Origin of the sequence: Actinosynnema sp. ALI-1.44 (assembly GCF_001984155.1) — a bacterium.
GTDB lineage: Bacteria > Actinomycetota > Actinomycetes > Mycobacteriales > Pseudonocardiaceae > Kibdelosporangium.
The window spans coordinates 15364-27911 of the sequence record NZ_MTQO01000035.1; the positions used below are offsets into that span (position 1 = coordinate 15364).

The window sequence follows — 12548 nt, forward strand, 5'->3', positions numbered from 1 at the left end:
GATCTGACAAATGGTGCGCATCGCATGAAATGGGCGCGACCAATGGGCGCAAGCAGAGCGCCAACCGGACGAATGTCGTCACGCAGTGTCGCCCGAGGTGTGACGAACCCTACTCCATTAGGTTAGCCTAACCTGTATGGGTTAGTGTCGCCCGGTGCGGGGACAACTACGAGCAACCGGGCTGACGGTGGGGCACGCGAGCACACCGGTCCTGCGAGACGTCGACATCGCACTGAAGCCGAACAGCGTGACGGTTCTCGTCGGCCCCAACGGATGCGGCAAGTCGACCCTGCTGCGCACGCTCGCCGGTCTGCTCCCCGCGATCGACGGCACCGTTCAGGTCAACGACACGCCATTGGCAGGCCTGTCGCGACGCGCACTGGCGCAACACCTGGCGTTCCTGCCCCAGACTCCGATCGTCCCAGCGGGAGTGACGGTCAAGGAATTGGCTCGCCACGGCCGTTACGCCCATAGAGGCGCGTTCGCGCGGCACACGACCGAAGACGCCGAAGCCGTCGCGTGGGCACTGGACGTCACCGACGCGACCTCATTGGCTGACCGCAGGTTGGACGAGTTGTCCGGCGGTGAGCGGCAACGCGCGTGGCTGGCGACAGTGCTGGCGCAGAAGACCGGGATCGTCCTGCTCGACGAACCGACCACGTACCTGGACCTGCGCCACCAGTACGAGGTGCTCGACGTGGTCCGCAGACTCGCCCGCGAGCACGGCATCGCGTGCGGCGTCGTCCTGCACGACCTCACGCAGGCCGCCGCGTACGGCGACGAGGTCGTTGTCGTCGCCGAGGGGAAGATCGTGGCCGCGGGGGCGGCCGGGCAGGTGCTGACCGCCGACATCATCCACCAGGCGTTCGGCCTGGAGGTGTCGGTGGTTCGTGACCCGGAAACCGGGTATCTGGCGTGCTTTCCACGCCGTGCCGCATAGATCAAAGGGAGAAACGATGGTTCGCGCGCAAGGGCGTGCTCTGGCTGCCGCGTGTGCTTTGGCCCTACTCGCGGGCTGCGGCACCGGCACGGTCGCAGGCAACACTGGCGGTGGCGACTCCGGGGCCAAGAACGCCGGTGGCCAGGCCGGTGGACCGATCACGGTCGAGACCGCACGAGGGCAGGTCAGCCTCCCCAAGCCCGCGACCAAGGTCGTCGTCCTGGAATGGGCCTACACCGAGGAACTGGTCGCGCTGGGCGTGACGCCTGTCGGCAACGCGGACAACGAGGGCTACAAGAAGTGGATCACCGCGCCCGGTTCGGCGCTGCCCGACGGTGTGGCCGACCTGGGCCAGCGCCAGGAGCCCAGCCTCGAACGGATCAAGACGCTGGCGCCGGACCTGATCGTCGGCGAGGAGAAGACCATCGCGGTCAACTACGACCAACTGAAGGCGATCGCGCCGGTGGTGTCGTTCGACTACCCGGTCAAGCCGCAGTTCGAGACGATGAAGAAGAACTTCGCCCAACTGGCCAAGGCCGTCGGCAAGGACGACAAGGGCAAGGAGGTCCTCGGCCGGATCGACGCCAAGGCCGCCGAGGTCAAGTCGAAGGTCAAGCCGGACACGGCGTACGCGTTCGCGCAGGCGTACAGCGTCAACGGCACGCCGACGATCCGGATGTTCACCGGTGACACGTTCGTCGTCCAGGTACTCGCACTCACCGGCCTGCGCAACACCTGGCAGGGCCAGCCGGACGCGTGGGGCCTGACCACCGTCGGCGTCGAAGGCCTGACACAGGTCCCGGCCGACGCGTCGCTGATCTACGTGGCGCAGAACGACGACAACCCGTTCACCGGCGCGCTGGCGGGCAATCCGGTGTGGCAGAACCTGGCCTTCGTCAAGCAGAAGAAGCTGTTCCCGATCGACCCCGGCACGTGGACCTTCGGCGGCCCCCTGTCGGCGGTGCAGGTCCTCGACGGCGTGGGCAAGGCACTGGGTGCCTGATGTCGCGAATCGTGACCGGCGGTGCCCTGATCGTCCTCGGTGCGGTGATCGTCGTGCACCTGGGGCTGGGCGCCGCCGGTGTCGGCATCGCCGACGTGGTGTCCGCTGTGTTCGGTCACGCGGACGAGAACACCAAGGCGGTGCTGTGGGGCAGCCGGCTCCCGCGCACGCTCGCCGGGCTTGTCGCCGGAATCGCGCTGGGTGTGTCGGGTGCGTTGATCCAGGGCGCGACCCGCAACCCCCTGGCGGCACCGGACACGTTGGGGGTGAACGCGGGCGCGTACGTCGCCGTGGGCGTGGTCGCGTTCGCGGGTCTCAACGTGGGCGTGCTCGGCGGCGGCGCTGTCGCGTTCCTCGGTGGGCTCCTGGCCGTCGCGTTGGTGTACCTGCTGACCGCGTCCGGCGTGCTGACGCCCGGTCGCGTGCTGCTGGCCGGGGCCACCGTGTCGCTGGCTGGATACGCCGCCGCGGAGTTCCTGCAGATCCTGGATCAGCACGCCACGCAGGGACTGTTCTTCTGGGGCAACGGATCGCTGCTGCAGACCGGGCTCGAACGGCCGCTGGTCACCGGCGCGATCGTGCTTGTCGGCGCACTGGTCACCCCTTTGTTGTCCCGTCCGTTGGATCTGCTGTCGCTCGGTGACGAGACCGCGCAGGCGATGGGCGTACGCGTGAGCCGGATCCGTCCCGCCGCCTTGTTGCTGGCGGTGCTGCTCGCCGCCGCGGCCGTGACGGTCGCCGGCCCCATCGGGTTTGTCGGCCTGATCGCGCCGGTCGCCGTGCGGCTGCTGGGAATTCACGGTCACTCGCTGCTGGTTCCGTTGTCCGGCTTGGTAGCCGCCACGCTCGTCCTGGTGGCGGACGCCGCCGCGCAGATCGTGTCGCCCGTGTCGGCTGGTTACAGCGAACTGCCCGTCGGCGTGGTCACCGCGCTCGTCGGCGGTCCGATCTTCATCTTCCTCGCTCGACGTGTGACAACCGGCGACGATGATCGCGGTGCCGCTGTCGCCGTGGCACAGCCGCGCAAGAACCGTTTCGTCATGGCGTTGTCGGTGGGCGTCGTGGTGCTTGTGGTGGCGTTGGTCGTCGGGCTGCGAGTCGGCGACGTTGGCATCAGCTGGAGCCAGCTCGCGTCCGCGCTCACCGGCTCCGGGCAGGAGATGGCGAACGCGATCGTGTCGTTCCGGCTGCCTCGGTTGCTCGTCGCGGCCGCGGCGGGCGCGTGTTTGGCTGTCGCGGGTGTCGCGGTGCAGTCGGTGGTACGCAATCCGCTCGCCGAACCCGGGCTCATGGGTATCACCGGCGGGGCCTCGGCCGGTGCGATGTTGATGATCCTGGTCGTCCCCACCGCGCCGGTCGCCGCTCTGCCGGTCGCCGCCACGGTCGGAGGCGTGCTCGCGTTGGGGTTGGTCATCTTGATCGCCCGCCAGCTCGACCCGACCAGAGTGGTACTCATCGGACTCGGCGTCGCGGCGACGACAACGGCGTTGGTCAACATCATGGTCGTGAGCTCCCAGATGAACATCACCGCCGCGCTCACCTGGCTCGCCGGAAGCACGTACGCACGGGACATCAGCGCCTTGGGTTGGTTGCTGCTGCCCGCAGTGGTCGCGGTCCTCCTGGTCATCGGCGCTCGTGCGGTAAACATGCTCGCGCTCGGTGAGGACCTGCCGCGCAGCCTTGGCCTGGCCGTCGGACGGACACGGATGCTTGTGCTGGGCGGCGGTGCGGTCCTCGCGGCGGGGACGGCCGCGGCCGTCGGCACGGTCGGGTTCGTCGGGCTCGTCGCACCGCACCTGGCGAGGCGCATCGTCGGCACGAGCATCACCCGGCTGGTGCCGATGGCCGCGGTGCTGGGCGCGGTGCTCGTCGTCGCGGCGGACACCGTGGGCCGGTCGCTGCTCGCGCCGACAGAGGTTCCCGTCGGCGTGGTCACCGCGTTGATCGGCACCCCGTACTTGGTGTGGCTGCTGCGTGCCAAGTGACACATTCGGGTGACGCGCCCGGCGGTACTGTACTGAGCTGTGCCGGATGTCGACTATTACGCCATTCTCGGCGTACGCGAGTCGGTTTCGGACGTCGAACTGAGGTCGGCGTACCGGAAGCTGGTGCGGCGCGCGCACCCGGACAACGGCGGCAACGCCGACACCTTCCAACGGATCCAGTACGCGTACCGGAAAATCCGCGCGACCCGCACGGAGACGAAACCGGCGACGCACCCCACGACCACGGCGACCCGGCGCAGACCGGACCGCTGGAAGCGGATGATCTGCTGGTCGTGCGGGACGCGGCCCGCACGAAGACCCATGGTGGTCGTGCTGACCAAGCTCGACGAACCCGACCAGCAGATCGGTCTGCCGTACTGCGACTGGTGCTGGTCGCAACGGGTCAACGTGCGCGACCGGCGGCTGGTGTCCGCGCTGCAGACCGCCGGAGCGATGTCCAAGATCGGTTTCGCGTTGGTGGTCCTGGCGTTGCTCGGGCTGCTCACCATGATCGGCTATCTGCGTTTCCTGTTCTCCCCGTCCGATCCGTTGGCCCCGGTGGTGCTGATGTGGGTGGTCATCGTCGTGGTGCTGGCGGCGGGGATGTGGCCGATCGTCAAACGGGCCTTGGCGATCCGGCGCACCGCGCGGGACTTCCACCAGCGGCTGGTCGACCACCCGCCGGTGAACGAGCTGCTGGACCTCGGCTACCGGTTCTAGAGTGCGCCAGGTGTCCGTCGCAGCCCCGTGCGCGCTTTGGATCAGGTGGACGTCGCCAGCGCGCGCAGGTCGGCCGCGAACTGCGCCGAGTCGTGATCGGGCCCGCAGCCCTCGGTCAGGACCAGGTCGCCGACCAGGTGGTCGGCCCGCAACGGCAGGATCTCCTGGTAGGCCGGTGACCGGTACCACTGCCGGGCCACGTCCATGCTGGGGAACTCGATCATCACGACCGCGCCGGGCCAGACACCTTCCAGCACTTCCATCGCACCGCCGTGCACCAGGAACCGGCCACCGAACGGGTCCATTGTGGCCTGGATGCGCTCCAGGTACTCGTACACCTCGTCGTGCAGCGGGCCGGCCTGGCGGAGGTGGGCGATGCCGTAGGCGGTCATGATCTTCTCCTTGCTCGAACCGGATGTGCTCATCCTGATCGAGCCAGGGAATGCCGTCGATTACCCGCGACGTAAAACCCCTGCTACTCGCCGCGCATCTGCCTGCGGATCTCCTCGAGCTTGTCGCGGCCCGCCTGGTCGCGGTCGGCCATCTGCTGCTCGACCGTCTTGCCCTCCGGCGTGGCCTCGGCGAGTTCGTTGGCACCGATCGACGTGGAGAACTTGTTCTCGATCTTGTCGCGCACGTAGTCGAAGGTGGGCACGCCACCGTCGGTGTAGTCGAACTGCGGCTGGGTCACCGGCGGCACCGGCTGCACCGGCTCCTCGACGATCTCCGCGTCGACGATCCTGGGGTCCGGCTCGGTCATCCCACTCACTCCGTTCACTGGCTCTTTCCCTCATTGTGCCCGAGCGCGGTGATTCCGATGGGCGAACTGTTCATTGACCGCTGAGTACCCCTCGGAAGGTGCGGTCTTAGGTGGTCTCCACGAGGCGTTCTGCCTCTCCGGGGAACTTCCCGACGAGGGCCCTGCGGTACTTGCCCGGCGGCATGCCGAACTGCCGCTTGAACGCCGCGCCCAGAGCGAATTCGGAGAGATATCCGACTTCGCCCGCGATCACGGCGAGCGGTTGTGAGGTCTCCCGCAGCAGCCGGGACGCGACGGTCAGCCGCCACCACGTCAGGTACGTCAACGGCGGCTGACCGACGGCGGCGGTGAACCGCCGCGCGAAGGGCGCGCGGGACAGCCCGGCCTCGGCGGCGAGCTTCGCCACCGTCCATGGGTGTGCGGGGTGCTCGTGCATGGCGTGCAAGGCGTCCGCGACAACGGGGTCGCGCAAGGCAGCCGTCCACCCGGCCGTGGAGTCGTCCGTGTCGAACCACGTGCGCAGGATGTACACGAACAACGACTCCAGCAAAGCCGGGACCAGCGCGGCCGATCCCAGTCCCGGATCGGTGAGTTCGGCGCTGAGCAGGTCCACGGCCAGCCGCAGGTCGATGCCCAGCCGGGCGGGCAGGTGGATGGTGTCGGGCAGGGTCAGCAACAGCGGGTGGGCGCGGGCCGGGTCGAGTTCGTACGCGCCGCACAGCGACACGGTCTGGCTGCCGGTGGGCTGCGGCTCGCCGCCGGGTGGGTGGTCGGTCAGGGTGTGGCGCTGGGCGCGTGAGAGCAGCAGAACGTCGCCTTGGCGCAGCTCAAGGGCTGGTCGGCCGGGCCGGGCGAGCCAGCATGTGCCTTGCAGGATGACGTGGAAACCAGCGGCACCGGGCACCTCGTCGAACTGTTGGCGCCACGGCGCCCGCCACGTGTGCTTGTAGGACACCGGCTGCCCGGTCCGCGTCACGGCGATCACGTCGCTCAGGATGTCCACGGCCGAGACGATCTCACATGAAACGAAGACACCAACCCATGGTTCGTCTCATTTCGCGGACCTAGGGTCCACTTTTGTGAAAGCCGCACGAATCCACCGGTACGGCGAGCCGTCCGTGATCCGGATCGACGAGATCGACGTCCCCGTCCCCGCCCCCACCGACGACGGCGACGGCGAAGCCCTGGTCAAGGTCGCCGCGACCTCGTTCAACCCGACGGAGGTCGCGGTCCGGCGAGGCGTCTTCGACCTCGCACTGCCGCACACCCTCGGCTGGGACCTGGCGGGCGAAGTGGACGGTGAGCCGGTGATCGGGTTCGTCGACAGCGGCGCCGCGGCGGAGTACGCCATCGCGCCACGTGACCGTCTGGTGCCCGCACCGAAAACCGTTCCCCTCCAGCACGCCGCCGCCATCCCGGTCGCCGGGCTCACCGCATGGCAGACCGTGTCACACGTCCGGCGCGGTCAGACAGTGCTGATCAACGGCGCAGGCGGCGGTATCGGGGGGTTCGCCGTCCAACTGGCCAAGCACCGGGGCGCGTACGTCATCGCCACCGCGAGCCCGCGCAGTACCGAAGCTGTCCTGCGGTACGGCGCCGACGAGGTTGTCGACTACACCACGACCGTGCCGGACAAGCCGGTGGACGTGATGATCCACCTGGTCGGCACGCCGCCGCCGTGGCCGGTTCCGGCCAGGGAACGGGTGATCTCCGCGGCGGCGCCGGTGCGGGCCGACGTGCCTTCGTCTCATGTCGTGATGCGCTATGACCGCGATCAATTGTCCGCTTTGGTCGGACTTGTCGACGCCGGTGCGGTCACACTGGACGTCACCGGGCTTTATCCGCTTACGGCTATGGCGGATGTGCACCGGCGTGGTGAGGCGGGCGAGTTCCGCGGCAAGGTCGTCCTTTCAGCGCAGGGGGAATCCCAGTAGGCGGCCTGCGTCGCGCAGTTCGTCGCGGGCGTCCGGGTGTGCGACGTGGTCGATGATCTGCTGGGCCTGGTCCGTGGCGTCGTGGCCCCAGATGGTGGCGGTGCCCTGTTCGCTGACGATGTAGCTGTGCTGGAACGAGGTCACCGGCCCGGCCAGACTGGGCACCACTGTGGACACGTCCGCCTTGGGGTGCCACGACGGCAGGGCGATGACAGCTCGTCCGCCGGGCGAGTGCAGCGCTCCGACCACGAAGTCGGTCTGCCCGCCGAATCCGGAGTGGATGCTGCCTCGCACCCGGCTGGCGTTGGCCTGCGCGTACAGGTCGACCTGCAGTGCGCTGTTGATGGACACCAGCGACCGCTGCCGTGCGATCAGGCCGGGGTCGTTGGTCTTCTCTGTGCGCAGCAACCGAACCCGCGGATTGCGGTCGACGAAGGCGTACAACTCGGCGGTCCCGAACACGAAGGACGCGGTCAGCGGGGTGTCGGTGTCGAGTGCACCCGCCTGTTCCAGTGTGAGCACACCGTCGCTGAACATCTCGGACCACACCTTCAGGCCGCGCCGGGCGGTCAACGCGGCGAGCACGGCGTCGGGCACCGCGCCGATCCCCAGTTGCAGGGTGGCCGCATCGTCGACCAGTGCGGCGACCCGGGCGCCGATCTCCCGTGACACGTCACTGATCGTGCGGGGCGCGGGTGACGCGAGCGGCTCGTCGGCCTCGACGGCGTAGTCCACTTCGTCCAACGTCAGGACCGCGTCGCCGTAGGTGTACGGCATGTTCGGGTTGATCTGGGCGATCACCAGACCGCCCCGGGCGCGGACCGCTTCGATCGCCGCGGGCAGGATGTTGACCTCCGTCCCGAGTGACACCGTCCCGTCGACCGGGGTGGACGTGTGCACGAGCGCGATGTCCGGCGGCAACGTCTGCTTGAGCAGGTGCGGCACCAGGGACAGGCGGGACGGGAAGTAGCGCAACCCGGCCCGGCCGCGCATGCCCGGCCCGACGAACGGCGTCTCCAGCGCCACGCCGTCCCGGTCCGGCACCCCGGGCTGGGCGTTGAGCGCGAACAACCGGTACTCCGGCAGCGCCTTGTCCAGCACGCCGAGCGCCCGGCCCGGTGTGGCGAAGTTCCCGCTGACCACGACACGGGGGACTCCGCCGACACCGGCAAGGACCGTCGTCAACTGCTCTTCCGACAGAATCCGCATGGGTCCTGTCTACCTGTTCACCCCGTGTCGGCACCCGTGGGGTCAGGCAAGGTCACAGTCGTACCGCGCTGACCGCCACCCGCCGCATGTCGTCGCGGTACGGCAACTGCTTGCGTGCTTCGGCGGCCAGGTCGGCGATCGCGGCGTCGCTGCCGTCGTCACCCTCGATCGCCTGCTCGTAGATGGCGATCTGCCTCGAGAGCCACCCCGGCCGGTCGTGCATCTCCACATCGGACAGTCCGTCGAACAGGCCGCGGACGTCGCGTGGGAACCGCTTGTCCATCGCTCCGGACGCCTCCCATGTGGTCACGACGACCCGGCCGCCCGGCTTGAGCACCCTGGCGATCTCCCTGGTCATCGCGGCGGGATCCGGCACGAGTTGCAGTACGTCGATGGACACGACCGCGTCCGCCGAGTGGTCGGGCAGCCCGGTGTCGGCGACGTCGGCGACTACGAACTTCCCGGACACCAGGCCAGGGAAGTCGTGCTGGCGCGCGTTGGCGTCGTCGATCGCGACTCGCGAGCTGTCGACACCGATGACCGACGCGCCCGCTCGCGCCGCCAGCCACATCCCCGGTCCGCCCCGGCCGCACCCGAAGTCCACCAGAGTCCCGCCCGCGGGCAACTCCAGCAGGGAGGACACGAACTCCATGCCGTCAAAGGGGACGAAGGAGAACGGCTGGATCTCGGCAGGCATGTCGGCACCGAACAGCGCGCAGTGTTTCGTGCTTGCCCGCCACCGCCGGTAGCCTTCGTCGTAGATCTGAACCCCAGTCATCTGACCCCCAGTCAGTTGTCGAACAGTCAGTCATCGAACCCCGAGTGCTTTGGCGAGTACGTCGAGCGTCAGCTTCCGCAAGCCGTCCACGTCGTAGTACTTGTGCTTGAGCACCTGTGGCAGCATCAACCCGTCGGTGATGCCGACCACCAGCGTCACCATATTGCCGACGTCGCCGATCTTGAAGTCACCGGTCTCGGCTCCCCTGGTGATCGCGTCGGCGAACGGCCTGCTCCAGTCGCGTTGCAGCTTCTCGCTGTGCGCCCGCAGTTCCTCGTCATGCATCGAGGCGTACCAGAACTCGTGCAGCACCCGCCAGAAGCCCTCGTCCCTCGGGTCCAGCGAGTGCTCGACCAGCGCGACCAGCCGTTCCCACGGCGGCGCGTCCGGTTCGATCGCGGCGAGCCGCTCCACCTCCCGCGCGCACGAGAAGTGCAACGCTTCGACGAGCATGTCGTCGCGGGAGCCGAAGTAGAACTGCAGTGTGCTGACCGCGACACCGGCGACCTTGGCGACATCGGTGAACCGCGTCCGGTCGTAGCCGCGCTCCGTCAGCACCTCGACCACGTGGTTGAGGACTTCCGCCCGCTTGTCGCCGCCGGCTCGTCGTGGGCTCATGGGGTTACTGTACTCACGGCCGTACTGTACGGTCATACGGTATGAACATACGAGAGAATCGGTGGCTCGTTCTCGCACTGATGTGCACCGGGCTGCTCCTCGTGGCGATGGACAACACGATCCTGACCGTGGCCTTACCCGCGATCGCAGCGGCGCTGCGACCGACCGCGACCGGCATGCTGTGGATCGTCGACCTCTACTCGCTGGTCGTGGCCGGACTGCTGGTCACGGCGGGTACCGCGAGCGACCGGCTGGGGCGCAAACGGTTCTTCGTCGCCGGCATGGTGCTGTTCGGCGCCGCGTCGGTGGTCGCGGCGTTCGCGGGTTCGACGGAAGTGCTGCTCGCGTCCCGGGTCCTGCGTGGCGTCGGCGGGGCGATGATCATGCCTGCCACGTTGTCGATCATCCGGACGGTGTTCACCGACGAACGGGAACGCTCGTTCGCGATCGGCATCTGGACGGCCACCGCGGCGGCGGGCGCGGCGATCGGCCCGATCATCGCCGGTGCGATGCTGGAACACTTCTGGTGGGGATCGGTGTTCCTGACCAGCCTGCCGATCATCGTGGTGGCCGTGGCGCTGACGATCACGCACGTGCCGGAGTCGCGTGACCCCAGTCCGGGCAGGTTCGACCCGTTGAGCGTGTTGCTGTCGATGGCGGCCGTCGTCGGCGTGGTGTACGGCATCAAGGAACTGGCCACTCACGGATCGGCGAGCGCGGTGGCGGTCCTCGTCGCGGGGGTGGCGCTGGGCGTGGTGTTCGTGCGCAGGCAGCGCGGGCTGGCCAGCCCGCTGCTGGACCTGTCGTTGTTCAAGGCGAAGCGGTTCACCGCGGCGACGTTGTCGGTGTTGTTGTCGTTCTTCGGTTTCTTCGGCGTGGTGTTCTTCCTGACGCAGTACTTCCAGGTCTTCGAGGGCTTCGGGCCGCTGGCCACCGGGCTGTGGCTGCTGCCGTTGGCGCTGGCCAGCCTGGTCGCCTCGCCGCTGACCGGCTCGATCGTGCGGCGGTTGGGCACGAGGATGGCGTTGTCCGGCGCCTTCGGCCTGATCGCGGTGTCCCTCAGCCTGTTCACCCTGCTCGGCGGGAGCGCCGACCGGGTGGTCATCGTCATCGGGTTCATCGGTATGGGGGTGGGGGCCAGCATCGCGGCGACCGCGGGCTCGCAAGCGATCATGACAAGCGTCGCGCCGCAGCGAGCCGGTGGTGCGGCCGCGATCCAGGAAACGTCCTTCGAACTCGGTGCGGGACTGGGGGTCGCGATCCTCGGCAGCGTGATGGCCGCTCGGCTGGGCGGCCGGACGATCGCCGAGGCGGGCAAGTCCGCGTTCTTCGACGGTCTGGCGACCGCGGCAGGGGTGAGCGCCGCCGTGATGCTTGTGACGGCGGTGCTCGCCGCGCTCTGGTTGCCGGCGCGTGACGCCGAACACGTGTAGTTGTCACACGGCTGGGTGTATCTGCGTCCGAACGGGATGTTCCGAGTGGATGATCACTTATGGTGTGGCCGCATGAGGTCCTGGGTCGCCGGTGCGGTGGCGTTGCTGGCAGCGGTCGTGATCATCCCCCCGGCCAGTGCGGGCGAACAACTCCTGATGCCGGATCTGCGGCAGGCCCCACCGGGGTGCCACGGCGGTTACACGGGTGATCCCGCGGAGTGCGAGGACTGGGACGTCTGCATGGTCGCCGACGCGGACGCGCCGAACGGGGACTGCATCGGGGCGGGGATCGTTCTCCGCAAACCGGTCAAGGCCGTCCGGCTGCGGTTCACCACCGCGGAGGAGAACGTCGGGCAAGGCCCGCTGTTGTTGTTCGGCCGCAGGGCGGTCAACTCCCCCACCATGGAGGTCCGGCAAGGTTTCCAGGCGGGCAGGCACGGCCAGATCCCGGTGTCCTACACCGAGGCCCGCCAGCAGACGAACAATTCGATGTACTACGAACCCGCGCCGATGCACCGGCACTGGCACCTGATGGGCTTCGAGCAGATGCAACTGCGCACGCCGGACGGCCGGACCGTGGTGCGCGACCGCAAGAACGGCTTCTGCCTCGGCGACCGCTACGCCAACGACGCGAACGAGACGTTGCCGAACGCGCCGCGCGTCGCCGACACCCCGGAGTACCGGCTGTCGGAGTACTTGCGGGACAACAGGTGCGCGTTCGACACCCCGGGGGCGACGGACGTGAAGGTCGGCATCTCGGTCGGTCAGGGCGACGACTACCGCTACGACGTGGACTTCCAGTGGCTGGACATCACGAGCATGCCGTCCGGCACGTACGACCTGGTCAACACGGTGAACTCGACTCGCACCCTGCTGGAGAGCGACTACACCAACAACTCCTCGTCGATGGCGTTGTCGATCCAGTGGCCCCAGGGCGCGAAACAGGCGCCGCAGAAGATCGTCGCGCCGCCGACCGTGAAACTCCTCGCGGGCTGCCCCGGCCAGGAGCGGTGCGCCGCCACTCAGCACCTGCGCCCCAGGGTGTCGAGCGACCGGATCGTCCACCCGAAGGGCGAGCCCCGGCGCCACCACTGAGCCACCGCCCCGATGTCACCGGAGGGACGTTTCGTTAGTCCTGCTGAGTGATTGTCGGCCGGATACCGCAGAA

13 protein-coding genes are annotated in these 12548 nt (G+C 68.5%); 7 read left to right on the forward strand and 6 right to left on the reverse strand.

Translation table 11 applies throughout. The features are described 5' to 3' along the window. Positions 1–154 precede the first annotated feature (154 nt). Genes ALI144C_RS08485 through ALI144C_RS08500 form a run of 4 tightly spaced genes read left to right on the forward strand, consistent with a single transcriptional unit; the run spans position 155 to position 4648 of the window. Entirely contained in the window at positions 155–940 is a 786-nt protein-coding gene (locus tag ALI144C_RS08485; protein ID WP_076986470.1) for an ABC transporter ATP-binding protein, read from the forward strand. A gap of 16 nt (positions 941–956) precedes the next feature. After that, a complete protein-coding gene (locus ALI144C_RS08490) occupies positions 957–1943 on the forward strand; it encodes an ABC transporter substrate-binding protein (RefSeq protein ID WP_076986471.1) in 987 nt (328 codons plus the stop codon). Then, positions 1943–3928 carry an iron ABC transporter permease gene (locus tag ALI144C_RS08495; RefSeq protein WP_076986472.1) on the forward strand — a complete coding sequence of 662 codons (1986 nt, stop codon included), beginning with the start codon at positions 1943–1945 and terminating at the stop codon, positions 3926–3928. Before ALI144C_RS08490 ends, ALI144C_RS08495 begins: the two co-directional genes overlap by 1 nt. Positions 3929–3967: 39 nt before the next feature. Continuing rightward, a complete protein-coding gene (locus tag ALI144C_RS08500; protein WP_076986473.1) occupies positions 3968–4648 on the forward strand; it encodes a J domain-containing protein in 681 nt (226 codons plus the stop codon). Between the two features lie 41 nt (positions 4649–4689). Here the strand turns inward: ALI144C_RS08500 and ALI144C_RS08505 are convergent, their stop codons facing one another. The 3 genes from ALI144C_RS08505 to ALI144C_RS08515 all read right to left on the reverse strand — a co-directional run bounded on the left by ALI144C_RS08505 (position 4690) and on the right by ALI144C_RS08515 (position 6411). After that, entirely contained in the window at positions 4690–5040 is a 351-nt protein-coding gene (locus ALI144C_RS08505; protein ID WP_076986652.1) for a DUF1330 domain-containing protein, read from the reverse strand. An 83-nt stretch (positions 5041–5123) separates the two neighbouring features. Further along, on the reverse strand, positions 5124–5408 hold the full coding sequence (locus tag ALI144C_RS08510; RefSeq protein WP_076986474.1) for a hypothetical protein: 285 nt from the start codon (positions 5406–5408) through the stop codon (positions 5124–5126). A gap of 106 nt (positions 5409–5514) precedes the next feature. Then, on the reverse strand, positions 5515–6411 hold the full coding sequence (locus ALI144C_RS08515; protein WP_076986475.1) for an AraC family transcriptional regulator: 897 nt from the start codon (positions 6409–6411) through the stop codon (positions 5515–5517). Positions 6412–6487: 76 nt separating this feature from the next. Here ALI144C_RS08515 and ALI144C_RS08520 point away from each other — a divergent pair, with 76 nt between their 5' ends. Continuing rightward, a complete protein-coding gene (locus ALI144C_RS08520; RefSeq protein WP_076986476.1) occupies positions 6488–7342 on the forward strand; it encodes an NADP-dependent oxidoreductase in 855 nt (284 codons plus the stop codon). On the opposite strand, the gene ALI144C_RS08525 is transcribed toward ALI144C_RS08520, so the two are convergent. The 3 genes from ALI144C_RS08525 to ALI144C_RS08535 are packed head-to-tail and all read right to left on the reverse strand — an operon-like array spanning position 7319 to position 9947. Next, positions 7319–8551, reverse strand: a complete 1233-nt coding sequence (locus ALI144C_RS08525) for an acetyl-CoA hydrolase/transferase family protein (RefSeq protein ID WP_076986477.1) — start codon at positions 8549–8551, stop codon at positions 7319–7321. The genes ALI144C_RS08520 and ALI144C_RS08525 overlap by 24 nt on opposite strands. A 52-nt stretch (positions 8552–8603) precedes the next feature. Continuing rightward, entirely contained in the window at positions 8604–9329 is a 726-nt protein-coding gene (locus tag ALI144C_RS08530) for a class I SAM-dependent methyltransferase (protein WP_076986478.1), read from the reverse strand. A 30-nt stretch (positions 9330–9359) separates the two neighbouring features. Then, a complete protein-coding gene (locus tag ALI144C_RS08535; protein ID WP_168211207.1) occupies positions 9360–9947 on the reverse strand; it encodes a TetR/AcrR family transcriptional regulator in 588 nt (195 codons plus the stop codon). A gap of 41 nt (positions 9948–9988) precedes the next feature. On the opposite strand from ALI144C_RS08535, the gene ALI144C_RS08540 reads away from it, so the two are divergent. After that, positions 9989–11380, forward strand: a complete 1392-nt coding sequence (locus ALI144C_RS08540) for an MFS transporter (RefSeq protein WP_076986480.1) — start codon at positions 9989–9991, stop codon at positions 11378–11380. A 72-nt stretch (positions 11381–11452) separates the two neighbouring features. Continuing rightward, positions 11453–12475 (forward strand): lysyl oxidase family protein, encoded by a 1023-nt coding sequence (locus tag ALI144C_RS08545; protein ID WP_076986481.1) that lies wholly within the window; start codon positions 11453–11455, stop codon positions 12473–12475. Positions 12476–12548: the final 73 nt, after the last annotated feature.